This window comes from Mycolicibacterium setense (genome assembly GCF_000805385.1).
GTDB lineage: Bacteria > Actinomycetota > Actinomycetes > Mycobacteriales > Mycobacteriaceae > Mycobacterium > Mycobacterium setense.
This window is the reverse complement of sequence record NZ_JTJW01000008.1, coordinates 579,576-605,886: the sequence shown is the minus strand read 5'-3', so window position 1 is coordinate 605,886 and position 26,311 is coordinate 579,576. Positions and strand designations below refer to the sequence as shown.

Below are 26,311 nucleotides of genomic sequence, written 5' to 3'. Positions count from 1 at the left end.
CCGCTTCGGTGCTGCGCTCGGTTTGCTGCCGCCCGTGAGCCCTGCCTCGGACCGGCTGCGAACCTATGCGGTGAGCAGGCGGACCGGCGATCCCGCGCAGTAGGCGGCAATGTCCTCGACGATGTCGCGGTAGAAGATGGTCATCACGCCTTCGGTGACGTAGCCGAGGTGCGGGGTCAGCAACGTGTTGGACAGGGCTGCCAGGGGGTGCCCCGGAGGCAGTGGTTCGTGTTGGTAGACATCGAGCGCCGCGCCGCGAATCGTCTTGCTGTGCAGCGCTTCCACCAGTGCGTCCTCGTTGATCAGGCCGCCGCGTGAGGTATTGACCAGGATCGCCGACGGCTTCATCGCGGCCAGCTCGGCGTCACCGACCAGGCCGCGGGTCGTCTCGGCCAGCACCATGTGCAGCGATACGACGTCGGATTGGGCGAACAGCGCGTCCCGATCCACCCGCGTGACACCGGCCCCGGCGGCCCGCTCGTCGGTCAGGTTGGGACTCCACGCGATGACGTTCATGCCGAACGCCTTGCCGATGGCCGCCACCCGGCTGCCGATGCGGCCCAACCCGATCAGACCCAGGGTGGCTCCGGAGAGATCGGTGCCAACTGTGCTCTGCCACAGTCCGCTTCGGATGCGTTGGTCCTCGGCGACCAGGTGGCGCTGCAGTCCGAGGATCAGTGCCCAGGTGTGTTCGACCGTCGGGGTGACGGCTCCGCCGGTGCCCGACACGGTGATGCCGAGGGCCTGCGCGGCGGCGACGTCGATGGCCGCGTTGAACGGCCCCGTCGTGACGAGAAGTTTGAGAGCAGGCAGCTGGCTGAGCAGCGTGGCGTCGATCGGGGTGCGTTCCCGCATCGCGACGACGACCTCGTAGCCGGCCAGGGTCTCGACCAGGGCCGGGCCGGGCGCGATGTGTTCTCGCAGTGAGGTGATCTCGGTGGCGCGGGGTATCGGTGACCAGTCGACGGTGTCGGCGATTCCCTGGTAGTCATCGAGGACGGCGATACGCAGCGGCTCGGTCATGGATCAGTAGGCATTCGGATCGTTCTGCACGGCCGGCGGCACTGGATGCTGGTAGAGCTGGGATGCGTTCTCCCAGGTGATCTTCCGGATCACCTCGGCAGGCAGGCCCTGGATCTGTTCGTGGATGACGCGCTGGGTGTGCGGCCAGGTCGAGTCGCAGTGCGGATAGTCGGCCTCGAGCAGGATGTTGCCGGTGCCGATCCGCTCGTGCTGGATGAACGACGACTGGTCCTCGACCGCGCAGAACCAGAAGTTCCTGGTGAACACCTCGGCAGGGGAGAGCTTCTCGCCCAACGCCTTCCATGTTCCGTACATCTCGTGGTAGCTCAGCATGTGGTCCAGACGATCGAGTAGTCCTGCCACCCAACCGATTCCGCCTTCGGACAGACATATCTTGAGGTTCGGGTACCGGCTGGGCAGCCCGGAGTACAGCCAATCGACCGCGGCGGTGATGGCGTAGGCGAAGAACAGCACGCCCTGAACGTCCGGTGGGGCATCGTCGGTGGTGGACGGCGCCGAACCGCTGGAGCCGATGTGCAGGTTGACCACGGTGCCCGTCTCCGCGCACGCCGCCATCATCGGTTCCCAATACCCCGAGTGGATGGTGGGCAGTCCCAGCATCGCGGGGTTCTCGCTGAACGTCACCGCGTGGAAGCCGCGTTCGGCGTTCTCGTAGATCATCTGAGCCCCGACCTCGGGGTCGAGGAGCCACGGCAGCTGGCAGGGGATAATCCGGTCGGGATAGGAACCGGCCCACGCTTCGAAGTGCCAGTCGTTCCACGCCCGCACCGACGCCATCGCGAGCTCCCGGTCGCTGGTCACCTGCTGCAACCGCTGGCCGGCGAAGCCCGGAAGGAAGGACGGGAAGTTGAGTGACGCGTATACGCCGTTGAGGTCCATGTCCTTGACGCGTTCGTGGATGTCCCAGGCCCCACGGCGCATCTCGTCGAACCGCGCCGGCTCGAAACCGTATTCGGAAACCGGGCGGCCGACCACCGCATTGAAACCCACGTTGGGCAGCGACTCCCCGTCGTACATCCAGGTCTGCCCGCCGTTGTCGGTGTCGACGACCCTCGGGGCACGGTCGGCGAATTTGCGCGGCACCCGGCCGGTGAACGTATCCGGTGGTTCGACGATGTGGTCGTCGACGGAGATCACCGTGTAGAGACGTTCTGCCCGCTGCGGTTCGGGCAGAAACGTCACCGTGCGGTCGGCGCCCTTGTTCGCGGTGGTGAAGTCGAGATTGCCGGCAAGCTCGTCGATGGACTTCATGGGCTGAATCTCCTTGCGGGGTCCGCGGATCAGGTCAGGACTTCTGGGTCGGCCTTGATGGTCGTGCGGGCGGCCCCGGCCCAGTACACGTCGGCCGCCCGCTCGATGAGCGAGGCCTTCATGCCGTACATATCCGAACGGCTCATCGCCGTCGGCTCCCGACCGGTCAGCATGACCTGATAGGCCAGTTTGCAGACCCGGTCGATCGACGCGGCCCGGTACACGGCCTCGGCCACCGTGCCTCCGGTGGTGATGACCCCGTGGTTGGCCAGGATGGTCAGATTGGCGGTGCCGATCTGCTCGGCGAGCTCGCGGGCGCGCGGTGCTGAATCGACTTCGCCGTCATAGGTTTCGACGAAGCACATGTCATCGAGGAACAGCGACCCGGTCTGGTGCACCAGGTCCGGCAGTTTCCCCAGCGCGGCGATCAGACTCACGTAGTAGGGATGGTTGTGGATCACGACGCGGGCATCGTCACGCACACGGTGCAATTCGGTGTGGATGTGGATGGCCGGGGTGACATCCCAGCGGCCGCGAACCACGTGCGCGTTCTCGTCGACCACGCAGATGTCGGACGCCGTGAGCTCCTGCCACCACAAACCCCAGGGGTTGACCAGCATCTCGGCACGCCCCTCGGGTTGCCAGGTGATGTGGCCGGCCATGTTCTCGGCGAATCCGATGGCGGCCAGGTGCCGGAATGCCACGGCCAGCGCCTGTTCTTCGGACAGGTCGACGCCGATCGGCGGGGTGACCGACGGCGACCACACTTTCAACCCTCCCTGGCGCATCTCACCGACGTTCATAGCCGTCTCCCAACCGTGTCCGGATGTCTTCGCGGAGTTGCCCCTTGGCGATCTTCCCGCCCGAGGACCGGGGCAACTCGTCGAGCACGATGAGCCGCTCGGGCAGCAGCTCTTTCGACATGCCCTGGGCCAGAAGGTGCTCGATGAGCCCGGGAAGGTCGACCGTTTGGCTGTGGGCGGGCGCTACAAGCTCGACGTAGACACACACCTTCTCGCCGAAGACCGGGTCGGGCATGGCCACCGCGGCCGCCACGGCCACGGCGGGATGCGTCGTCACCGCATCCTCGACCTCACCCGCACTGATGTTCTTGCCGCCGCGCACGATGAAGTCCGAGGTGCGGCCCGTGACGGACAGGTAACCCTCGGCGTCGATCTCGCAGACATCGCCCATCCGCATCCAGCCGTCGCGGGTATAGAGCTTGTCGTGATCCACCCCGCCCAGATAGCCCAGGCTGGTGGCCGGCCCCCGGCAGGCCGGTTGCCCACGGCCCGTCGAGGTCACGTCGTCATCCCCGTCGAACAGGCGGACCGCCATCTCGGGTACCAGGCGGCCGGCCGTGCGCAGCCTGCGCTCGCGGGAATCGTGCAGCGTCGTCCCGCTCAACAGGCCGGTCTCGTTGGAGCCGTAGAACTGCAGGATCGTGGCGCCGGTGAGATCCTCGAAGTCGGCCGCCCGCCGATACGGCAGCGCCTCACCCCCGGTGAACACCACGCGGAGCGAGCTCAGGTCATATTCACGCGATGCGCGGTCGGCCATGATCATCATCAATTGGGTGCTGACACAGCACAACACGCTGACCCGGTGGCGGTCGATCGCCTCGCACGCGGCCGCCGCGTCGAAACGCTCGAGCAGGATCGTGCTGGCACCGAGGTAGATCGGCGTGGTGTGCGCGGTCCAGATGCCGAACCCGAACGGCGCTGGGATGACGGGCAGGAAGACGTCGTCGGAACTCAACGCGCCGTTGGCGACTGCCTGCTGATGGAAGTAGTGCCACCGGTTCTGGGTGTGCACCACACATTTGGGTAACCCCGTGGTGCCCGAGGTGGAGTTGATCAGGAACACGTCGTCGGGGCCCACGGCCGCGGCGCCGTCGGGTGGGCGAGGGCTTGTGGTGGTGTCGAGGGACATGCCACCCGGTCCGGCGTGCAGGACGACGGCCGCGATGTCGAGTTGTGCACCGAGCCCGGCGACGGTGGCTTGCGCCGACGCCTGGCGGGCGGCGTCGCTGATCAGCAGGCGGGGTGCGGTGGTCCGCAGAATCTGGGCGGCTTCACGTGTCCCGGCGCGGGCTCCGACGCCGACCACGACCGCTCCGCAGCGTTCGATGGCCACGAACAGCGCATGGATGGCGGCGGTGTCGCCGTGCCACACCGCGACCCGATCACCCGGGGTGACTCCGTCGCCGGACAGCTGGGCGGCGAGTGACGTTGCGGCACTGTCGAATTCACGCCAACTCAAGGTGGCGTCGGGGTGGTCGGTGTAGGCGGGTTTGTCGGGGTGGGCGAGGGCGTGCTCACGCACCGTCTGCGAGATGGTGCGGTCCGACCACCACCCGGCCGAGCGATAGCGGGCCACGTCTGCGGCATCAATCGCGGCCTCGCCGACCTTCATGACCAAATCATATGAAAATCAGAACCTGTGTCAACGGTCACATTATCCGCCGGCGTCCGCTCCGCGATCATGGCCGGCGCGGGACGGAGCGCGCCCACGTCCGGACCATCGTCGGATCGACCACTCCATCGACACCCGGGTACTGCTGGGCGTTGACCAGATGAGCCGCGGCCAGATCGCGGGCACGCTGCGCGTCGCCCATGTCGATCGCGTCGATCACCTGCCGATGGTCCTCCAGGACCGCCCGGCGCTCCTCGACCGGCACTGTCGAGTGATCGGTCACCTGCGCCGACCAATTTTGCTCATGGGCGGACCACAGTGCTTCCAGCGCGCCCGCCAGAATGATCATCGTCTCGTTCCCGCAGTGGCGCACCAGCGCTTCGTGATACCGGCGGCTCGCCGACGTCGCCTGCTGCAGGTCCGACACAGATCTGACCGATTCTTCATGTAATTCGCGGAGAATGGGCACGACCGTGCGCTTGCGGTCGGGGCGCTGGGCGCAGAGCGCGGCACATGACGGCTCGACTTGCAGCAGTGCGACACCCACATCGGCGAGACCGACCTGCCCGGCGCCCAGGACCAAACCCATCGTGTACGCGAGGTTTGCCGAGTCGGGCCGGTGGACCACCGCGCCGCCGAGCTTTCCGCGCCGGACCGTCAACAGGCCCTCGGCCTCGAGGATGCGCATGGCCTCGCGCAGGGACGGTTTGCTGATCGGGTATTCGACGAGGAGCTCGTCCTCTTTGGGCAGGATGCTGCCGTCGGTCAATTCCCCGGTCAGGATCCGGCGGCGCAATTGCTCGGCGACCTGTTCGGCAAGTCGCTGGAACCCGACATTCGGCTGCGCCACGCATCGAGTGTGCCAGATGGGCTGCCTTTGAGGGCTGAGCTCGGAGCCTTGTATCCAAATGATTTGTCTCATACGGTGAGCCATGCAGAAGTGGACCATCGGCACGCTGACGATTCACTCCGTTGTAGAGACGGTGGTGCCCACCCGCCCCGACCGCCTGTTTCGCGGACTGCCGTCTGAACTGCCGCGCTGGCTGTACCCGCACTACGTCGATGACGCCGGCAATCTGCTGGTCGCCATCCAGTCGTTCGTCATCGAAGCCAACGACGAACTCGTAGTGGTGGACTGCTGCTTCGGAGAAGGCCACGACCTGCCGTATCAAATACCCATGGACCCGGACCAGTACCGGCTGTCGTTGACCGCCGCCGGATTCAGCCCCGATGACGTGACCACCGTCGTCTGCACTCACCTTCACCTCGACCACGCCGGGCGCAACACCTCCCAGCGTGACGGCGCCTGGGTCCCCACCTATCCCAACGCGACGTATCTGCTCACGGCCGACGAGTACACATCATGGCGGCAATCGTCGGCGCCCAATCGCGCCGCTGCCGAGACCGTCGAACCGCTTGCGGCACATGACGTCCTGCGCCTCACCGAGACGGATCACGCGATCACGGACGAGATCCGGCTGATCGCCACACCCGGTCATACACCCGGGCATGCGGCGGTGCGCATCGAATCGGACGGGGAAGTCGCCGTCATCAGTGGGGACGTGATCCATCACCCGATCCAGATCACCCACCCCGGGGTACAGGCCCTGCCCGACGAGGATCCGGCCGTGGCCGCCGCGACGCGTGACCGCCTACTGCAACAAGTTGTCGACGAGCAGGCCATCTTGTTCGGCACCCACTTCGCCACCCCGACCGCGGGCACGGTCATATCCGACGACGGCAGGCTGATGTGGGTGTCGATGTAGAGCGGCGGACGACTCAGTCCGCGGTGTGAACGATGAGAATGTCGATCTTGACGCGGCGGGCGATCGTGGCGGGCACCGAGCCCAACAGGCGTCCGGCGACGGAGTCCAGTCCGATGTCGCCGACGACGATCAGATCCGCCTTGACCTCGGTGGCCAACTTCACGAGTGCATCGACCGGCGCGCCCTCGACCGCGTGTTCAGCGATGTCCTTTGCCCCGACCGCCTTCGCGCGGTCGCGTGCCACCTGAAGGATCTCGTAGACAGGGGCAGCCCCGTGCACCTTGTAGCTCTCGCCCTTGAGGGTGTCGGCGGCGCGCGTGTCGACCACATGATCGTGCGACGGTGGCCGCGACCAGCTGCCCTTCTCGACATGGGGCTGGAACGCGCTCGCGAGAATCAGCTTCGCGCTCTCCTGCGCGGCGATCGTGGCGGCACGATCGACCGCACGTAACGACGAGTCCGAGCCGTCGGTCCCGACCACGATGGTCCGATAGATACTCATGTCATCTCCGAACTCTCGGCTACCAGGACAAACAGACCTTAATGCACGTCAATCTTCAGCTGGTGGAGATTGGGCTTCGCGCCGCGTCAAGGATCAACCGAGACAAGTGTCAACCATCAGCCGACGTCACACAGACGGAAAGTGGTTCTCGGTCATATCCGCCGAGTAGGCGGCAACGTTGAAGGCCCCTGGCAATTGAGAAGTTGGCCAAATACGCTTGATGCTCTCGCCGAACGGGCACGCCGGCGAGGCTAACGCCCAAACGAGCATGCTGCCGAGCGCGTCCGCCGATCAGACGAGCTGCGTGAGATTCAGGCTCACCTTTTGTATTGAGTGAGTTGTAGTGAGCAAGCACTTGACCGACGTGGAGTTGTCGGATGTGCGGGGTACCGTGCGCTCAAGAATGAGAAGCACACGTCAAACGAACGAGACATGGCACCCCCGACAGGATTCGAACCTGCAACCGACCGGGTAGAAACCGGATGCGCTATCCGTTGCGCCACGGGGGCAAGTCGGACCACCACAATTTACACCGCGTGGGTGACGTTACCGAAACGGATATGCACGTGGGCTGCTCGAACCACACCCGATGAAGCGAGCGAGTCAGTGGGTCGACATCACACCAAAGACAAAGGCGATCTCGGCGTCGCCAAAGCGCATGCCGACCTGGTTGGCAAGGGTTTTTACGTGCTGTTCCCCGCGACCGAGCATGCGCCGTTCGACCTTGTGGCGTACGCGGCGGGCACCTTCCATCGCATTCAGGTGAAGTACCGGTCGGCACGAGCTGGAACGGTCAGACTCAACTTCCGGTCCACGTGGGCTGATCGCCGTGGCACGCACAGCACGCCCATCGACAAGGACGCGATCGACGTCATCTGCATCTACTGCCCGGACACCGACGAGTGCTACTACATCCGGCCCGCCGATCACGGTGTCTCCGTCAATCTCCGGATCACGCCGACCAAGAACGGTCAGCAGAAACGGATTTTGACGGCCGCCTCGTTTCGCGACCTACCGGACAAACACCTCCCGCCGATCGGCGAAACCCGTACTTCGGCGTGAAGGCGTGGTGACGCGCGAGGGACGCCCGGCAAAGCGGACCCTCGGGGCCGGTGGCGGACTAGCGTGGACGCTGGACTTGGTGGCCATGGGGAGGGGAGAGGGACCACGTTATGAGCGACGTGCCGGAGTTGGACGCGGCCGGACTGCCTGAAGAGCTGAGCGCAGTCGATCAGCTGTTGCATCGGGGAGAGGCAAACCCGCGCACCCGGTCCGGGATCATGGGCGTCGAGATTCTCGACACCACACCGGATTGGGACCGTTTCCGGACCCGGCTCGAGTACGCGTCGCGCAGGGTGCTGCGGCTGCGTCAGAAGGTGGTCATGCCCACGCTGCCCACGGCGGCGCCACGGTGGGTCGTCGACCCGGACTTCAATCTGGACTATCACGTACGGCGGATGCGGGTGCCCGAGCCGGGGACCCTGCGCCAGGTGTTCGATCTGGCCGAGGTGGCATTGCAATCACCGATGGACATCTCGCGCCCGTTGTGGAGCGCGACCCTGGTTGAGGGACTGGCCGGCGGCAAAGCCGCGACGATCCTGCACCTCAGCCATGCGGTGACCGACGGTGTCGGGTTGGTCGAGATGTTCGCCAGCCTCTATGACCTGGAACGCGATCCGGAGCCCACCGCGACGCCTCCGGTGCCGATCCCACAGGACCTGTCCCCGAACGACCTGATGCGCCAGGGCATCAACCGGCTGCCCGGATCGATCGCTGGTGGCATCATCGGTGCGCTCGGATCCGCGGCGCGTGCGGCGACGAAGGTCGTGCGGGATCCGGTCTCGGCGGTCAGCGGAGCGGTCGACTACGCGATGTCCGGCGCCCGGGTGATGGGCCCGGCCGCCCATCCGTCGCCGTTGCTGCGCCGCCGCAGCCTGTCCACCCGCACCGAAGCGATCGACATACCGTTCGCCGATCTGCACCGGGCGGCCAAGGCCGCCGGCGGTTCGATCAACGACGCATACCTGGCCGGCCTGTGCGGTGCGCTGCGGCGGTACCACGAGGCCTTGGGCATCTCATTGGAGACGCTGCCGATGGCAGTGCCGGTCAACCTGCGCTCGGAGGACGACCCGGCCGGGGGCAATCGCTTCGCCGGGGTCAATCTCGCTGCGCCGGTCGGCATCGTCGACCCGGAGACGCGGATCAAGGCAGTCCGATCACAGATGACCAGCAAGCGTGAAGAGCGTGCCATCGACGTGGTCGGCCTGATCGCACCGGTGCTCAGCCTGCTGCCCGACTCCTTCCTCGAATCGATGGCGGGGTCGGTGGTGAACTCCGATGTGCAGGCCAGCAATGTGCCGGTCTTCCCCGGTGACACCTACATCGCCGGGGCGAAGATCCTGCGGCACTACGGCATCGGCCCGCTTCCGGGGGTGGCGATGATGGTGGTGCTCATCTCCCGCGGCGGTTACGTCAGCATCACCGCCCGCTATGACCGGGCGGCCATCACCGACGGACCGCTGTTCGCCCGATGCCTGGTGGAGGGCTTCGACGAGGTACTGGCACTCGGCGGCGAGGGCCGTGCCGCGCCGGCCTCGTTCAGTCTCGACGAACCGTCGGCGACGAACGGGAGTGCTGCACAGTGACTTCGAAAGATTCGGTCCCCCGCGGAACCAAGCAGATGCGGCTGCCCGGCACGCTGGCCGAGATCGAGGGAAGCCCGGAGGGGCCGCAGATCGGCGCCTTCTTCGACCTGGACGGGACACTGGTGGCCGGTTTCACCGGGGTGATCATGACCCGCGACCGGCTGCGCCGTGGCCAGATGGGCGTCGGCGAGTTCATCGGGATGGTGCAGGCCGGGCTCAACCACCAGCTGGGACGCTCCGAGTTCGAGGACCTCATCGGCAAAGGCGCCCGGATGCTGCGCGGTAACTCGCTGAGCGACCTCGATGAGTTGGGGGAGCGGCTGTTCGTCCAACACGTGCAGGGCCGCATGTATCCGGAAATGCGCGCCATGGTGCGCGCCCACATGGCCCGCGGGCACACCGTGGTGCTGAGCTCGTCGGCGCTCACGGTCCAAGTCGAGCCGGTGGCACGCTTTCTCGGCATCGACAACGTGCTGTGCAACGAGTTCGAGACTGACGAGGACGGTTTGATCACCGGCGAAGTCAAGACGCCCGTCATCTGGGGTCCCGGCAAAGCCCGTGCGGTGCAGAACTTCTCGGTGGCCAACGGGGTGGACCTGGCCAAGAGTTACTTCTACGCCGACGGTGACGAGGACGTCGCCCTGATGTATCTGGTGGGCAATCCGCGGCCGACGAATCCGGCAGGCAAGCTGGCCGCCGTCGCCGCCAAACGCGGTTGGCCCGTGCTGAAGTTCAGCAGCCGCAGTGGCAGCAGCCCCATCGCGCAACTACGCACGCTGGCCAGCCTCGCCACCATCCCGACCGTCGCCGCCGGGGCGATCGGACTCGGACTGCTGACCCGCAACAAGCGCACCGGGGTCAACTTCTTCACGTCGAACTGGAGCAAGCTGCTCATGCTCACCACGGGCATCGAGCTCAACGTTCTCGGTGAGGAAAACCTGACCGCGCAACGCCCCGCGGTATTCATCTTCAATCACCGCAACCAGGCCGACCCGATGATCGCGGGCCGGCTGGTCGGCGTCGACTTCACCGGGGTCGGGAAGAAAGAACTGGAACGCAACCCCCTCATGGGGCCGCTGGGCAAGGTCATGGATGCGGCGTTCATCGACCGAGACGACCCGGAGAAGGCCGTGGAAGGCCTGCACAAGGTCGAAGAGCTTGCCCGCAAAGGCTTGTCGATCCTGATCGCGCCCGAGGGCACCCGGCTCGACACCACCGAGGTCGGCCCGTTCAAGAAGGGGCCGTTCCGCATCGCCATGGCGGCCGGTATCCCGATCGTGCCGATCGTGATCCGCAATGCCGAGGTCATCGCGCACCGCGATTCCAGCACATTCAACCCCGGCACGGTCGACATCGCGGTCTACCCGCCGATCCCGGTCGACGACTGGACGGTCGAGAACCTGACCGAGCGGATCGCCGAGGTTCGCCAGATCTACCTCGACACCCTGAAATCCTGGCCGCAGGGCGAATTGCCGACGTTCGACGTCTATGACCGTGCCGCGACCGCCAAGAAAGCCGCACCGCGCCGGCCCGCGAAGAAAGCAGCGCCGAAGAAAGCAGCGGCCAACAAGGCGCCCGCGAAGAAGGTGCCGGCGAAAAAGGCTGGGTCCAAACCCGATGGGGCCAAACCGGATACCACGCCCTCGCAGGCGACTCGCAAGGGCCGACCGTGACCGCGGGGCTCGACGATTTCCCCACCTTCAGCACCACCGTCGACGCTCTCGTGCTCGCGTCGGTGTCGTCGGCTGCCGAGCTCGAACTGCTCAACGACTGGCTCAAGACGCAGCGCCGGGAACACCCTGACTCGTCGGTCGAGGTACTTCAGTTGCCCGCCACCGACGAACCCGCGCCCGGCGTCGTGGCCCGGTTGGTCGAGGAACTGGAATCCGACGACGACCGGCTGGTGGTTCCGGTGCGGGTGTTCTGGGTGCCCGCCGGATTGCCCACCAGACTGAAAGTGGTCGGGTTGATCTCAGGCCGTGACACCTACCGGCCGCCGGACATCCTGCAGCGGCGCATCTTGCGCAAGGACCCCACGCGCGCACGGATCGTCGCCGGTGAACCGGCCAAGGTGTCGGAGCTCCGCAAGCAGTGGAGTGAGACCACAGTCGCGGAAAACCCCAGGGAATTCGCACGATTCGTCCTTCGCCGGGCCGCTTTGGCGATCGAACGGGTGGAGCTTCGCCTGCTCGGGCCCGAATACAAGTCGCCGCGGTTGGTCAAGCCCGAGATGCTCGACTCGGCGCGCTTCCGTCAAGGCCTGGAGCAGATTCCGGGAGCGACGCTGGAGAAGGCCGGCGAGATGCTCGACGAGCTCTCCACGGGGTGGAGCCGGTTCTCGGTGGATCTGATCCCGACCTTGGGCCGGGCCATCTTCAGCCGTGGATTCGATCCGCGCATCGACTACGACCGCTCCGAGATCGAGTCGATGCGCCACGCCCTGGAACAACATCCGGCGGTCCTGCTGTTCTCCCACCGCTCGTATCTCGACGGCGTCATCGTCCCCGTCGCCATGCAGGAGAACCGGCTTCCGCCGGTGTACACGTTCGCCGGGATCAACCTGTCGTTCGGCCTGATGGGCCCGCTGTTCCGGCATTCCGGTGTCATCTTCCTGCGTCGCAAACTCGACGACCCGGTCTACAAGTACGTGCTGCGGCAGTACGTCGGGTACATCGTGGAGAAGCGGTTCAACCTGAACTGGTCCATCGAGGGGACCCGGTCGCGGACCGGAAAGATGTTGCCGCCCAAGCTCGGACTGCTCGCCTATGTGGCCGACGCCTACCTCGACGGTCGCAGTGACGACATCTTGTTGCAGCCCGTGTCGATCAGTTTCGATCAGCTGCACGAGACGGCCGAGTACGCCGCGTACGCCCGCGGTGGCGAGAAGACGCCCGAAGGCCTGAGCTGGCTGTACAACTTCATCAAGGCCCAAGGTGAACGCAACTACGGCAAGATCTATGTCCGCTTCCCCGAAGCGGTTTCGATGCGTGAGCATCTCGGTGAGCCGGGCGGCGCGATGGCCCACGACGAGGCCGCCAAGCGCCTGGCGATGCAGAAGATGGCATTCGAGGTGGCGTGGCGGATACTTCGGGTCACCCCGGTCAACGCCACCAACCTCGTGTCGGCCCTGCTGCTGGGCGCCCGCGGGGTTGCCCTGACCCTGGATCAGCTGCACCACACGCTGCAGGACTCACTGGATTACCTGGAGCGCAAGAACACCCCGATGACCAACAGTGCGCTGCGGTTGCGCACCGCCGAGGGAGTGCGCTCGGCCGTCGACGCCCTCTCCGGCGGTCATCCGGTGACGATGGTGGACAGCGGACGCGAGCCGGTGTGGCTGATCGCCCCGGAGGACGAACTGGAGGCGGCGTTCTACCGCAACTCCCTGATCCACGCCTTCCAGGAGACCTCGATCGTCGAGCTGGCCCTGGCACATGCGGCCCGCGTCGGCGACGATCCGCTGCAGGCATTCTGGGACCAGGTGATGCGGCTGCGTGACCTGCTCAAGTTCGACTTCTATTTCGCCGATTCGGCGGCCTTCCGCGACAACGTCGCCGAGGAGATGTCGTGGTTCGACCGCTCGCCGGAGGGACAGGCGGCGGGAGGATGGGAAACGACGGTCGCCGCCGGCGGCGAGGGCATCTATCAGATGCTGCGGGACAAGCAACCGCTGTTGGTGGGCGCCATGCTGCGCCCGTTCTTCGAGGCCTACGGGATCGTCGCCGACGTGTTGCGTGACGCTCCGCCCGAGATCGGTGAACGGGACCTGACCAAGCGGGCCTTGGGCGTCGGACGTCAGTACGTCGCCCAGGGCAGGGTGTCCAGCAACGAATCGGTGTCGGCGTTGTTGTTCGCCACCGCGCGGCAGGTGGCGGCCGATCAGAACTTGTTGGCCAACGGCCCGGATCTGCAGGCGCGCCGCAACGCCTTCCGCGACGAACTGCGGGGGATCGTCGCCGACATGGACAAGGTCGACGAGATCGCCCGCGAACAGTTCTACATCCGCGAACAGCAGCGGCGCGCCCAGCGAGGCCTCTCCCGCTAGCCGGCAAGCGCATTTCGTCCGGTGGCCGGGGTGTGGTGAGGCCCACGCCATACCCTTGGACCATGACTTCTGCCGGCCAGGTCGCCGCATCGACCGTGCGTAACAGCGTGGTGTGGCCGGTGCTGGTCGGCGTGGGCCTGCTGGCCGGGGCCGTGGCCGCGGGCATCGGCGCGCTGTCACTGGCCGACGCGTTGACCGCCACGGGCCTGCCCGATCCCGGCCCGGTCACCACCTACGGCCTGCCGTTCGTGCGTGCCGCCGGCGAGATCGCCGCCGTCATCGCGGTGGGCGCCTTCCTGTTCGCGGCGTTCCTGGTGGCCCCCCAGACCAATGGCGTACTCGACGTCGCCGGTTACCGCGCGCTGCGCCTCGGCTCGGCCGCCTCTGGCGTGTGGACCGTGTGTGCGGCTCTGCTGGTGCCGCTGACGATCTCCGATGTGTCCGGGCAGCCGCTGCTCGATCACCTCGGACCCGTCGACGTGTGGTCGGCGGCCGGCCTGGTGGATGTCTCGGCCGCCTGGCGCTGGACGGCGATCCTCGCCGCGGCGGTCACCATCGCCAGCCTGCCGGTGCTGCGATGGGGATGGACGCCGGCGCTGCTGGCCGGGGCACTGCTGACCTTGATGCCGCTCGTTCTGACCGGGCATTCCTCGTCCGGCGGTGCCCACGATCTGGCCACCAACAGCCTGTTCATCCACCTGGTGGCCGCCGCGCTGTGGGCCGGCGGGCTGCTCGCGTTGCTGGCGCATGCGCTCCGGGCCGGTACCGCGGCCGGGGCTGACGGCCCGAACACCGCCTTGGCGGCACGCCGCTTCTCGGCGCTGGCACTGTGGTGTTTCGTCGCGATGGCCATCAGCGGCGTGCTCAACGCACTGGTCCGGGTTCAGCTGCCCGATCTGTTGCGGACCAGCTACGGCTGGTTGCTGGTGGCCAAGGTCGTCGCGCTCACCGTGCTCGGCGTGCTGGGCTGGCGCCAGCGCCGGATCAGCCTGACCGCGCTGTCCGCCGATCCCGGTGCCCGCAGACCGCTGATCCGGCTGGCGCTGACCGAGGCCGCACTGTTCGGCGTGACGTTCGGCATCGCGGTCGGGTTGGGGCGCACCCCACCGCCCCCCGAGCCGCGGGTTCCCTCCGCCACCGAGGTCGCGATCGGATACGACTTCGGCGGGCCTCCGACGGTTGCCCGGGTGTTGTTCGACTGGCGATTCGACCTGCTGTTCGGGACCGTGGCGATCGTCGGCGCGGCGGTGTATCTGGCCGGGATGTACCGGCTGCGTCGTCGTGGCGACACGTGGCCGATCGGCCGCACGTTCGCCTGGCTGCTCGGTTGTGCGGTCCTGCTGTTCACCACCTCATCGGGGCTCGGTCGCTACATGCCGGCGATGTTCAGCATGCACATGATCGCCCACATGCTGCTGTCCATGCTGGTGCCGGTGTTCCTGGTGCTGGGCGCTCCGGTGACCATGGCGCTGCGGGCCCTGCCCGCCGCGGGCCGCGGATCGCCACCGGGCCCCAGAGAATGGTTGCTGGCCGCGTTGCACTCGAGGGTGTCGCAGTTCCTGACCCATCCCATCGTCGCGACCGTGCTGTTCGTCGCCGGGTTCTACGGCCTGTATTTCGGAGGCCTCTTCGACGCCGCGGTGAGCAATCACGCCGCCCACATCCTGATGAACGTCCACTTCCTGCTGTCGGGCTACCTGTTCTACTGGGTCGTCATCGGGATCGATCCCACCCCGAGGCCCATCCCGCATCTGGTCAAGATCGGGATGGTGTTCGCCTCGTTGCCGCTGCACGCGTTCTTCGGTGTGGTGATGATGGGCATGGACACCGTGCTCGGCGAAAGCTTCTACCGATCACTGCAATTGCCGTGGCACACCGACCTGCTCGGAGATCAGCACCTCGGTGGGGCCATCGCCTGGGCGGCGGGAGAAGTTCCGCTGGTCATCGTGATGTTGGCGCTGCTCATCCAGTGGCGACGCAGCGATCAGCGCACCGCGAAGCGGCTGGACCGGGCGGCCGACCGCGATGACGACGCAGACCTCGCGGCCTACAACGCGATGCTCGCCGAGATGGCGCGGCGCGATCATCCTTCCGGCTGATACCGGAGTTATCCCCAGTCCGGGTTTCATCCACAGCAGGTGCTCCAGGCAGCGCCGGCGCTGCCGCGCGTGTCGGTTCCTGCGCGGTAAATGGCCGCATGGCGTTCGAGAAGCATTCGATCGCCGGAGCCAGATGAAGCGAAAGGAACCAGAAAATGTTCGAGACACCGTTCAGCATCGTGGGAAACATCGTCACTGACCCGGTCCGGCGACGGTTCGGCGATCAGGAGCTGTACAAGTTCCGGGTGGCCAGCAACTCGCGCCGCCGCACCTCAGACGGCACATGGGAGCACGGCAACTCGCTCTACGTCACGGTCAACTGCTGGGGCAATCTGGCCACGGGCGCCAGTGCGTCGCTGACGAAGGGGGACGCAGTGGTGGTGGTCGGGCACGTCCACACCGACGAGTACGACGACAAGGACGGCGTGCGCCGGTCATCGGTCGAGGTGCGGGCCACCGCCGTCGGCCCCGATCTGTCGCGGTGCACGGCCAAGATCGCGCCGTTGCCGAAGCCCACGGCCGTCCCGGCGCCGGATTCCGAGCCGGACGCCGTGGACCACGGCGACGCCGACGGTATGGAAACCGAGCTCGACGACGGCGACCTACCACTGTCGGCCTAGCCACATTCGGCCACGCCTAGGATGGGCGCGAGTGAGTTGGGCTTGCTGCGTCCCTTCGCGCAAGCGCCCATCCGACATACCTGAAGAGCTTCAGAAAGGCACATCACGGCATGGCCGAATTCATCTACACGATGCGCAAGGTCCGCAAGGCGCACGGCGACAAGGTCATCCTTGACGACGTCAGCTTGAACTTCCTGCCCGGCGCGAAGATCGGTGTCGTCGGTCCGAACGGCGCCGGCAAGTCGAGTGTCCTGAAGATCATGGCCGGCATCGACCATGCCAACAACGGCGACGCGCTGTTGGCGCCCGGCGCCTCCGTCGGCATCCTGATGCAGGAGCCGCAGCTCGACGAGACCAAGACGGTGCGCGAGAACGTCGAGGCCGGCGTGGCGATCAAGGGCAAGCTCAACCGGTACAACGAGGTCGCCGAGCTGATGGCCACCGACTACACCGATGAGCTCATGGAAGAGATGGGCCATCTGCAGGAGGAACTGGACGCGGCCGACGCCTGGGACATCGACTCTCAGCTGGAGCAGGCGATGGACGCACTGCGCTGCCCGCCGCCGGACGAGCCGGTCACCCACCTCTCCGGTGGTGAGCGCCGCCGCGTCGCGCTGTGCAAGCTGCTGCTGAGCAAGCCGGACCTGCTGCTGCTCGACGAACCCACCAACCACCTCGACGCCGAGAGCGTGCTGTGGCTGGAGCAGCACCTGGCCAATTACAAGGGCGCCATCCTGGCGGTCACCCACGACCGCTACTTCCTCGACAACGTCGCCGAGTGGATCCTCGAGCTCGACCGCGGGCGGGCCTACCCGTACGAGGGCAACTACTCGACCTACCTGGAGAAGAAGGCCGAGCGTCTCGAGGTCCAGGGCAAGAAGGACCAGAAACTGCAGAAGCGGCTCAAGGACGAGCTGGCCTGGGTTCGTTCGGGCGCCAAGGCCCGTCAGGCCAAGAACAAGGCCCGTCTCGGCCGGTACGAGGAGATGGTCGCCGAGGCCGAGAAGTCGCGGAAGCTCGACTTCGAGGAGATCCAGATCCCCACCCCGCCGCGGCTGGGCAATGTGGTGGTCGAGGTGGAACACCTGGACAAGGGCTTCGAAGGCCGCCAGCTCATCAAGGACCTGACCTTCACCCTGCCGCGCAACGGCATCGTCGGCGTCATCGGCCCCAACGGCGTCGGCAAGACCACGCTGTTCAAGACCATCGTCGGGTTGGAACAGCCCGACAGCGGCACGGTCAGGGTCGGCGACACGGTCAAGCTGTCCTACGTCGACCAGAGCCGCGCCGGCATCGACCCGAAGAAGACGGTCTGGGAAGTCGTCTCCGACAAGCTCGACTACATCGAGGTCGGCCAGAACGAGATCCCGTCACGCGCCTACGTGTCGGCGTTCGGGTTCAAGGGACCGGATCAGCAAAAGCCCGCGGGGGTGCTGTCCGGCGGTGAACGCAACCGGCTGAACCTGGCGCTGACCCTCAAAGAGGGCGGCAACCTGATCCTGCTCGACGAGCCGACCAACGACCTTGACGTCGAGACCCTGTCGTCACTGGAGAACGCGCTGGAGCAGTTCCCCGGCTGCGCCGTGGTGATCAGCCACGACCGGTGGTTCCTGGATCGCACCTGCACACACATCCTGGCGTGGGAGGGCGACGACGACAACGAGGCCAAGTGGTTCTGGTTCGAGGGCAACTTCGGCGCGTACGAGGAGAACAAGATCTCCCGGATGGGAGCCGAGGCAGCGCGTCCGCACCGCGTCACCCACCGGAGACTGACGCGCGACTGACCGTGAGGGGCCAAACGGCTCAGCGGGCTGGTTGACGCTACTAATGTCGCAACTGTGCACCGAAGCCGGTGTGGGGGCGTGAGTAGGGAGTGATCCGTATGGCGGCCGAACCGGGAGCCCTTCGGGGACAGGGAATTAGCGAACAGGATGGCGCTCAGGCGCCGCCTGAGGTGGTCCACCGGCTCGCTGTGGCTTTCCTGTCCACCTACCGGGCTCCGCAGGCCGATGCGCCCGGAATCTCGGCCACCGGCCCACAAGGCGCGGTGGCCGAGCGACTGGTCTCCGACTCCACGTTGGCTGCCCACTACGCGTTGGGCGGTCGACGTGCACCGGGGGAGACCAAGGTCGCGGTGTATCCCGGCGATACCGACTCCGGCCCGGCGCTGCAGATCGTCACCGAGCAGGCGGCGATGCTGGTGGATTCGGTCACGGTGCTGCTGCACCGGCACGGCGTGGCCTACCCGGCCATCATGAACCCGGTGTTTCGCGTGCGCCGCGACGCCGACGGCGATCTGTTGGATTTCAAGCCTGCGGCCGAGGCCACGGGCGGCGACGGTGTCGACGAGTGCTGGATCCTGGTCCCCGTGAGCGGGGCGGCCGACGGCCCGGCGCTGACCGAGGTGGTCCGGCTACTGCCCGGGGTGCTCGCCGAGGCCCGCCAGATCGGGCTGGATTCCGCGGCCATGGGCGCCGCACTGCACGCCCTGGCCAACGATGTGGCCACCGATGTGGAGGGCCGGTTTCCCAACGCCGACCGCAGGGACGTGGCAGCACTCTTGCGCTGGCTGTCCGACGGCCACTTCGTGCTGCTCGGTTACCAGCAGTGCGCGATCAGCGACGGGCAGGTCTCGGTGGATCCGGCGAGCCGGCTCGGTGTGCTCAAGCTGCGCGAGGATGTGCTCCCGCCGCTGACCGGAGCCGACGATTTGATGGTGCTGGCGCAGGCCACGATGCCGAGCTACGTGCGTTACGGCGCAAACCCGTACATCGTCGTGGTGCGCGAGAGCGGTAATCGCCGTGACGGCACCGCTACGGAGCATCGTTTCGTCGGCCTGTTCACCGTGGCCGCGATGAACGCCAACGTGCTGGAGATTCCCCTGATCTCGCGGCGCGTCGAGGAGGCGCTGGCCATGGCCCGCCGCGATCCCAGCCATCCCGGCCAGCTGCTGCGTGACATCGTTCAGACCATCCCGCGCCCCGAACTGTTCGCGCTGAGCTCCAAGCAGTTGCTGGACCTGGCGTTGACCGTGGTCGACCTGGGATCGCGTCGTCGTACCCTGCTGTTCCTGCGCGCGGATCAACTGGCGCACTTCGTGTCCTGCCTGGTGTATCTGCCGCGAGATCGCTACACCACCGCGGTGCGACTGGAAATGCAGGACATCCTGGTGCGCGAGCTCGGTGGCGAGAGCATCGACTACTCGGCCAGGGTCAGCGAATCACCCTGGGCAGTAGTTCATTTCACGGTCCGTCTACCCGATGCCACCGCCTCGCAGAGTGTCGACACCTCGTCCGAGAACGAGAGCCGCATCCAGAATCTGCTGACCGAGGCCACCCGCAACTGGGGGGACCGCATGACGAGCGCAGCCGGCCGCGGCGCGGTCAGCCCAGCCGCTGTAGAGCACTACGCGTCGGCGTTCCCGGAGGACTACAAACAAGCCGTCGCCCCGGCGGATGCCATCGCCGATATCGCGATCATCGAAGGGCTCCAGGATAATTCGGTGAAATTGGTGTTCACCGAGGGCGGCGATGACGGGCTGGGCCAGCTCACCTGGTACCTCGGCGGACAGTCGGCGTCACTGAGCGAACTGCTGCCGATGCTGCAGTCGATGGGCGTCGTGGTGCTCGAGGAGCGTCCCTACACCGTGCGCCGGGCCGACGGCCTGCCGGTCTGGATCTACCAGTTCAAGGTCGCCCGGCAACGCAGCATCCCCGACGCGGCCGACGCCGCTTCGAGGGAAGCCACCGCCCAGCGGTTCGCCGACGCGGTGACTGCGATCTGGCACGGCTGGGTCGAGGTGGACCGGTTCAACGAATTGGTGCTGCGCGCGGATCTGACCTGGCAGCAGGTGGTGATCCTGCGCGCCTACGCGAAGTACCTGCGCCAGGCCGGTTTTCCGTACAGCCAGTCACACATCGAGTCGGTGGTCAACGAGAACCCTCACACCACGAGGTCGTTGGTGCAACTGTTCGAGGCGTTGTTCGACCCGTCCGAGGACACCGCGGGCACCCGCGACGCACAAGGGGCGGCCGCCGCTGTCGCCGCCGACATCGATGCCCTGGTGAGCTTGGACACCGACCGGGTGCTGCGGGCCTTCGCCACCCTGATCCAGGCCACGCTCCGTACCAATTATTTTGTGCAGCAGCCTAATTCGGCACGCCAACGCGGCGTGGTGTCGATGAAGGTGAACCCCGGCCTGATCAACGAGCTGCCGTTGCCGCGGCCCAAGTTCGAGATCTTCGTGTACTCGCCCCGGGTGGAAGGCGTGCACCTGCGGTTCGGGTTCGTGGCCCGCGGCGGGCTGCGCTGGTCGGACCGCCGCGAGGACTTCCGCACCGAGATCCTGGGCCTGGTCAAGGCCCAGGCGGTCAAGAACGCCGTCATCGTGCCGGTCGGGGCCAAGGGCGGGTTCGTGGTCAAAAGGCCGCCCGAGCCGACCGGTGACGCAGCCGTCGACCGTGAGGCGACCCGCGCCGAAGGCGTTGCGTGCTACCAACTCTTCATCTCCGGACTGCTCGACGTGACCGACAACGTCGACAAGACGACCGGCACCGTCGTCACACCGCCGGACGTGGTGCGTCGCGACGGGGAGGACGCCTATCTGGTGGTCGCGGCCGACAAGGGCACGGCCACGTTCTCCGACATCGCCAACGAAGTCGCGAAGTCCTACGGCTTCTGGCTCGGCGACGCGTTCGCCTCGGGCGGTTCGATCGGCTACGACCACAAGGCCATGGGCATCACCGCCAAGGGCGCGTGGGAGTCGGTGAAACGGCACTTCCGCGAGATGGGTGTGGACACCCAGAGCCAGGACTTCACCGTCGTCGGCGTAGGCGACATGAGCGGTGACGTCTTCGGCAACGGCATGCTGCTGTCGAAGCACATCAGGCTGATCGCCGCCTTCGACCACCGGCACATCTTCGTCGACCCCAATCCGGATGCCGCCCGGTCGTGGGTGGAACGGCAACGACTGTTCGAGCTGCCCCGGTCCAGCTGGGAGGACTACGACACCTCGCTGATCAGCGAGGGCGGCGGCGTCTTCAGCCGTCAGCAGAAGTCCATTCCGATCAGCCCGCAGGCGCGGGCCGCTCTCGGGATCGACGGCGACACCGAGGAACTCACCCCGCCTGCCCTGATGAAGGCCATCCTCAAGGCTCCGGTCGACCTGCTGTGGAACGGCGGCATCGGCACCTACGTCAAGGCCGAGACCGAGGCCGATGTCGGCGATCGCGCCAACGACCAGATCCGGGTGTGCGGAAACGAGGTGCGGGCCAAGGTCATCGGCGAAGGCGGCAATCTCGGTGTGACCTCACTGGGGCGCATCGAATTCGACCTGGCCGGCGGCCGGATCAACACCGATGCGCTGGACAATTCCGCGGGCGTCGACTGTTCCGACCACGAAGTGAACATCAAGATCCTGATCGACTCACTGGTCACCGCGGGCAAGGTCAGTCCGTCCGAACGAACCGACTTGTTGTTGTCGATGACCGACGAGGTCGGCGCCCTGGTGCTGACCGACAACAAGGATCAGAACGACCTGATGGGGACCAGCCGGGCCAACGCCGCGAGCATGCTCTCGGTGCACGCCCGGATGATCAAGGAGTTCGCGGCCAACCGCGGGCTGAACCGCCAGCTGGAAGCGTTGCCCTCCGAGAAAGAGATCCGGCGCCGCGCCGATGCCGGAATCGGCTTGACCTCACCGGAATTGGCGACTCTGATGGCCCACGTCAAGCTCAACCTCAAAGACGACGTCCTGGCCAGCGACCTACCCGATCAGGAAGTGTTCGCGTCCCGGCTGCCGCGATACTTCCCGGAGAAGCTGAGGGAGCAGTTCACCGGCGAGATCCGGTCGCACCAACTGCGCCGGGAGATCGTCACCACCATGCTGATCAACGATCTCGTCGACACCAGCGGGATCAGCTACGCCTACCGCATCACCGAGGATGTCGGGGTCGGCCCCGTCGATGCCGTGCGCAGCTACGTCGCCACCGACGCCATCTTCGGGATCGGGAAGGTATGGCGCGAGATTCGGGCCGCCGGCGATGACGGGGTGCCGGTGTTCGTGACCGACCGGATGACGCTGGATCTGCGCCGGCTGGTCGACCGGGCCGGGCGCTGGCTGCTGAACTACCGGCCGCAACCGCTGGCCGTCGGCGCCGAGATCAACCGGTTCGCCGCGAAGGTTTCGGCCCTGCGCCCACACATGCCGCAGTGGCTGCGTGGTGACGACAAGGCGATCGTCGAGAAGGAAGCGGGGGAGTTCCGCGCGCACGGAGTGTCCGATGACTTGGCGTATGCCGTGGCCACCGGGCTGTACCAGTACAGCCTGCTCGACGTGATCGACATTTCCGACATCATCGACCGCGAGCCCGCCGAGGTGGCCGACACCTACTTTGCGTTGATGGACCGCCTCGGTGCGGACGGGCTGCTCACCGCGGTGTCGCGGCTGGGTCGCGACGACCGTTGGCATTCCTTGGCGCGGTTGGCGATTCGTGACGATATCTACGGTTCGCTTCGTGCCCTGTGCTTCGACGTGCTCGCCGTCGGCGAACCCGATGAGACCGGTGAGGAGAAGATCGCCGAGTGGGAGCTGACCAACAGCTCGCGGGTGACCCGCGCCCGGCGCACGCTCACCGAGATACACCAAGATGGTGAACAGGACCTGGCAACGCTGTCTGTGGCGGCGCGGCAGATCCGCAGCATGACACGAACGAGTGGAACGGGAACAACTGCGTGAGTTTTACAACGCCGGTGCACGTGCGCTGGTCCGACATCGACATGTACCAGCACATCAATCACGCCACCATGGTGACTCTTCTGGAAGAGGCCCGGATACCTTTTCTGCGTGAGCCTTTCGGCGCGACGATCGAGACCGTCGGCCTGCTGATCGCCGATGTCAACATCGCCTACAAGGGACAGCTGCGGCTCGTGGACTCACCGCTTCAGGTGACCATGTGGTCCAAGCGGGTGCGCGCCGTCGACTTCACCATCGGTTACGAGGTGCGCTCGGTCAACGCCGCCGCCGATTCCAAGCCGTCGGTGATCGGTGAGACTCAACTGGCCGCGGTACACATCGCCGAGCAACGACTGGAACGTCTGACGGCCGAGCAGCGCGGCTATCTGGAGAGCCATCTGCGATGACCGCCCCGGAGCGCGGCCTGTGGATCGACGATCCACGCGACCGTGCGGATCTCGCGACGTTCGTCGAACGTGCACTGCGGCTGGACGATGCCGCGGTGGTGCGGCTGCGGGACCGGACCGGCGGGCAGGAGCGCAGCGACCGGGGGATGGGTGCCTTTGTGGCCTGGGTGGCGACCGGGTTGGAGGTGCTGGCCGGCCGGGTGGTGACCGGACGGATCCGACCCTCCGACCTGTGTGCGGGAGCAGATGCACTGGTCACCGGATTGTCCACTGCCACAGACGGATACGTCGACCCTGGCTTTCCGATGGACTCGGCCTGGCGCGGTGGCCTGCCGCCGGAGGACGGATTCGTCCACCTCGATGACATCCCTGCGCGGGTGATGCTCGACCTGGCCCAGCAGGGCGGTGCCCTGGCCCGCGAGCACAGCAGTGCGCACGGGCCGCCGGCCTCGCTGCTGGACCAGGAGGTGATCGCGGTCAGCGCAGGTGATGACAGCGTCGGCGTCCCGATGCGGTGCGTCTTCGCGTTGACAGCCATGGGATTTCTGCCGCCGACCGGCAACGAGGTCAGCGAGCAGGAGATCGTCCGGGTCCGCGCCCACCCGTCGTGGTTGCGCATCGACGCCCGCTTCGGCTCGGTGTACCGCCGCCGCGACAGTGCCGCGCTGATCGTCGCCTGAGAATCGGCCGCACAGCGTGACATCGGGCGACTTCGAGCTGACCACGGACGAGTTGCGAGCCGTCGCTCGATATGTGACGCAGACGGCTGACGAGGTGCTCGGCGTATTCGAGGATGTGCATCCCGATGACCCTCGACCGCGAGCAGCCATCACCGCCGCTTGGCTGTTCGTCGACGGCGGGCCCAGGACCCAGGCACAACGGGTCGCCTCGCTGGACGCCCACCGGGCAGCGAAAGACGCCGATACCGAAGCCGCGCGTCTGGCTGCGCAGGCAGCCGGGGACGCCGCCTCGGCGGCGTATCTGCATCCGATCGCGAAAGCTCATCAGGTCGGCCACATCCTTCGGGCCGCGGCGAACGCGGCCCGTATTGCCGAGATCAACAGCGGCGATCCCGAGGCCGGGAACATGACGCTGCATCGCGCCCGGCAACGTGCCACACCGGCCTTGATCGATGTGCTCTGCCGCTACCCGCCCGCACCGACCGGTACCAGCCGGGTAGCCCGGCTGATGACAACCTTGGACGACGCTTTGCGGGCCGCGCGGACGCCCCAGAACTAGACCAGCCAGGCAGCGCCGTCGGCCGGCAGTCGGCCCCCGATCAGCTCGCCGCTGGTCAGCAGGATCTCGCCGGGCGGTAACGGCGCCGGACCGGTGCCAGTGTTGAGCACACACGTCAGGCCACCGTCGCACCGCATCGTCAGGATGTCGTCGGATGTCGTCAGCTCGACCCGGCTGCCGGCGAATTCAGCACGGCCAGAGCGTAATTGGATGGCCCGCCGGTAGAACTCCAAGGTCGAGGACGGGTCGCTCTGCTGGCGCTGCACTGTCAGCGATGCCCACTGCGCGGGCATCGGCAGCCACGTATCGGAGTTCGACGAGAACCCGAACGGCGGCGTATCGCCTGACCACGGCATCGGCACGCGGCAACCGTCACGCCCGCGTTCGGTGTGACCGGAACGCTCCCAGACCGGATCCTGGAGCACCGCATCGGGCAGATCGACGTTGGGCAGGCCGAGCTCCTCGCCGTTGTAGACGAATACCGCGCCCGGCAGAGCCAGCATCACCAGGGCCATCGCGCGTGCTCGCGCCAGCCCCCGAACACCGTCGCCGTAGCGGGTGACCTCTCGCTCCACGTCGTGGTTGGACAGCGTCCACGTCGGAGTCGCCCCGGCGAGATTGGCCGCGACGATCGCGTTGTCGATCGCATCGTGGATGTCGCGGGCATCGAAATCGGCTTGTACCAAACGGAAATTGAAGCCCAGGTGCAGCTCGTCGGGACGGAGGTACTTCGCGAAGCGCTCATTGCCGTGCACCCACACCTCTCCGACGGCCACCGCGTCGGGATAGTCGTCGAACACCCTGCGGATGAAGCGGTGGATGTCGTGCACGCTGTCGTTGTCGAACCGCGGGTCGTCTTCGCTGTTGCGCAGCAGCGCGGTATCGGTGACCGCCATGTCGGGGAGTTCGGAGGGCTTGGCCATGCCGTGCGCCACGTCGATGCGGAAGCCGTCGATCCCTCGGTCGAGCCAGAACCGCAGCGTCTTCTCCAGATCCTCGAACACCGCGGGGTGGGTCCAGTTCAGGTCGGGTTGCGCGGGGTCGAACAGGTGCAGATACCACTGGCCCGGGGAGCCGTCGCGTTCGATGACACGGGTCCATGCCGGGCCGCCGAACACCGACACCCAGTTGTTGGGCGGTGTGTCGCCCGCTGCGCCGCGGCCGTCACGGAAGATGTAGCGGTCGCGCCGGCCGGGGTCGGCCAGCGCCTCGACGAACCACGGGTGCGCCGAGCTCGTGTGGTTGGGCACCAGGTCCATGGTGACCCGGATCCCGCGGGCGTGCGCGGCGTCGAGCAGACGGTCCAGGGCGGCGATGCCGCCGAACAGCGGGTCGACATCGCGCGGGTCGGCGACGTCGTAGCCATGGTCGGCCATCGGCGACACCATCACCGGGTTGAGCCACAGGGCGTCGACGCCGAGCGCCGCCAGATAATCCAGCCTCGCGCTCACGCCGTCGAGATCGCCGACCCCATCGCCGTTGCTGTCGGCGAATGAGCGGGGATAGACCTGGTAGAAAACCGCGTCTGCCCACCACCGGCGCATG

The 26,311-nt window shown here is 66.7% G+C and carries 19 protein-coding genes and 1 tRNA gene; 12 read left to right on the top strand and 8 right to left on the bottom strand.

All coding sequences use genetic code 11. The annotated features are described in order from the left end of the window. Positions 1-63 precede the first annotated feature (63 nt). The 5 genes from QQ25_RS21180 to QQ25_RS21160 form a co-directional block, all read right to left on the bottom strand. Positions 64-1,023 carry a D-2-hydroxyacid dehydrogenase family protein gene (locus QQ25_RS21180; RefSeq protein ID WP_201774253.1) on the bottom strand — a complete coding sequence of 320 codons (960 nt, stop codon included), beginning with the start codon at positions 1,021-1,023 and terminating at the stop codon, positions 64-66. A gap of 3 nt (positions 1,024-1,026) precedes the next feature. Then, a complete protein-coding gene (locus QQ25_RS21175) occupies positions 1,027-2,295 on the bottom strand; it encodes an amidohydrolase family protein (RefSeq protein WP_039380815.1) in 1,269 nt (422 codons plus the stop codon). A gap of 29 nt (positions 2,296-2,324) precedes the next feature. Further along, positions 2,325-3,098, bottom strand: coding sequence for a class II aldolase/adducin family protein (locus QQ25_RS21170; protein WP_039322398.1), 774 nt, complete (start codon positions 3,096-3,098; stop codon positions 2,325-2,327). Further along, a complete protein-coding gene (locus QQ25_RS21165; protein ID WP_039380812.1) occupies positions 3,085-4,710 on the bottom strand; it encodes a class I adenylate-forming enzyme family protein in 1,626 nt (541 codons plus the stop codon). Before QQ25_RS21165 ends, QQ25_RS21170 begins: the two co-directional genes overlap by 14 nt. Before the next feature lie 67 nt (positions 4,711-4,777). After that, complete coding sequence (locus QQ25_RS21160; RefSeq protein WP_052235944.1) at positions 4,778-5,560, bottom strand: FadR/GntR family transcriptional regulator; 783 nt, start codon at positions 5,558-5,560, stop codon at positions 4,778-4,780. An 82-nt stretch (positions 5,561-5,642) separates the two neighbouring features. Between QQ25_RS21160 and QQ25_RS21155 the strand changes: the two genes are divergently transcribed. Continuing rightward, positions 5,643-6,476: an MBL fold metallo-hydrolase gene (locus QQ25_RS21155; RefSeq protein ID WP_039380810.1), complete on the top strand. Its 834-nt coding sequence runs from the start codon at positions 5,643-5,645 to the stop codon at positions 6,474-6,476. 13 nt (positions 6,477-6,489) lie between these two features. Here the strand turns inward: QQ25_RS21155 and QQ25_RS21150 are convergent, their stop codons facing one another. After that, on the bottom strand, positions 6,490-6,978 hold the full coding sequence (locus tag QQ25_RS21150) for a universal stress protein (RefSeq protein WP_039380808.1): 489 nt from the start codon (positions 6,976-6,978) through the stop codon (positions 6,490-6,492). Positions 6,979-7,411: 433 nt separating this feature from the next. Next, positions 7,412-7,487: transfer RNA gene (locus tag QQ25_RS21145), tRNA-Arg, on the bottom strand. A gap of 97 nt (positions 7,488-7,584) precedes the next feature. Between QQ25_RS21145 and QQ25_RS21140 the strand changes: the two genes are divergently transcribed. From QQ25_RS21140 to QQ25_RS21090, 11 genes are all read left to right on the top strand, one after another. Next, positions 7,585-8,040, top strand: coding sequence for a group I intron-associated PD-(D/E)XK endonuclease (locus QQ25_RS21140; RefSeq protein WP_039322386.1), 456 nt, complete (start codon positions 7,585-7,587; stop codon positions 8,038-8,040). Between the two features lie 110 nt (positions 8,041-8,150). Beyond that, a complete protein-coding gene (locus tag QQ25_RS21135) occupies positions 8,151-9,623 on the top strand; it encodes a wax ester/triacylglycerol synthase family O-acyltransferase (RefSeq protein ID WP_039380807.1) in 1,473 nt (490 codons plus the stop codon). Positions 9,624-9,658: 35 nt separating this feature from the next. Beyond that, on the top strand, positions 9,659-11,296 hold the full coding sequence (locus QQ25_RS21130; RefSeq protein ID WP_052235988.1) for an HAD-IB family hydrolase/lysophospholipid acyltransferase family protein: 1,638 nt from the start codon (positions 9,659-9,661) through the stop codon (positions 11,294-11,296). Next, the gene (locus QQ25_RS21125) at positions 11,293-13,668 is read left to right on the top strand and encodes a glycerol-3-phosphate 1-O-acyltransferase (RefSeq protein WP_039380804.1); all 2,376 of its coding nucleotides are present in this window, start codon (positions 11,293-11,295) and stop codon (positions 13,666-13,668) included. Before QQ25_RS21130 ends, QQ25_RS21125 begins: the two co-directional genes overlap by 4 nt. 62 nt (positions 13,669-13,730) lie before the next feature. Further along, the gene (locus QQ25_RS21120) at positions 13,731-15,767 is read left to right on the top strand and encodes a bifunctional copper resistance protein CopD/cytochrome c oxidase assembly protein (RefSeq protein ID WP_039322374.1); all 2,037 of its coding nucleotides are present in this window, start codon (positions 13,731-13,733) and stop codon (positions 15,765-15,767) included. 155 nt (positions 15,768-15,922) lie between these two features. After that, positions 15,923-16,387, top strand: coding sequence for a single-stranded DNA-binding protein (ssb, locus tag QQ25_RS21115; RefSeq protein WP_039380802.1), 465 nt, complete (start codon positions 15,923-15,925; stop codon positions 16,385-16,387). Positions 16,388-16,497: 110 nt separating this feature from the next. After that, positions 16,498-18,171, top strand: a complete 1,674-nt coding sequence (gene ettA, locus QQ25_RS21110) for an energy-dependent translational throttle protein EttA (protein WP_039322368.1) — start codon at positions 16,498-16,500, stop codon at positions 18,169-18,171. A 98-nt stretch (positions 18,172-18,269) separates the two neighbouring features. Then, entirely contained in the window at positions 18,270-23,123 is a 4,854-nt protein-coding gene (locus QQ25_RS21105) for an NAD-glutamate dehydrogenase (RefSeq protein WP_052235943.1), read from the top strand. Further along, on the top strand, positions 23,120-23,527 hold the full coding sequence (locus QQ25_RS21100; RefSeq protein ID WP_039322363.1) for an acyl-CoA thioesterase: 408 nt from the start codon (positions 23,120-23,122) through the stop codon (positions 23,525-23,527). Before QQ25_RS21105 ends, QQ25_RS21100 begins: the two co-directional genes overlap by 4 nt. Continuing rightward, positions 23,524-24,207: a DUF8185 domain-containing protein gene (locus QQ25_RS21095; protein WP_039322360.1), complete on the top strand. Its 684-nt coding sequence runs from the start codon at positions 23,524-23,526 to the stop codon at positions 24,205-24,207. Before QQ25_RS21100 ends, QQ25_RS21095 begins: the two co-directional genes overlap by 4 nt. Positions 24,208-24,223: 16 nt before the next feature. Next, positions 24,224-24,766, top strand: a complete 543-nt coding sequence (locus tag QQ25_RS21090) for a putative immunity protein (RefSeq protein ID WP_039380799.1) — start codon at positions 24,224-24,226, stop codon at positions 24,764-24,766. Here QQ25_RS21090 and QQ25_RS21085 read toward each other — a convergent pair. After that, positions 24,763-26,310: a glycoside hydrolase family 13 protein gene (locus QQ25_RS21085; protein ID WP_039380798.1), complete on the bottom strand. Its 1,548-nt coding sequence runs from the start codon at positions 26,308-26,310 to the stop codon at positions 24,763-24,765. The two genes, QQ25_RS21090 and QQ25_RS21085, sit on opposite strands and share 4 nt — an antisense overlap. Between the last annotated feature and the right edge of the window lies 1 nt (position 26,311).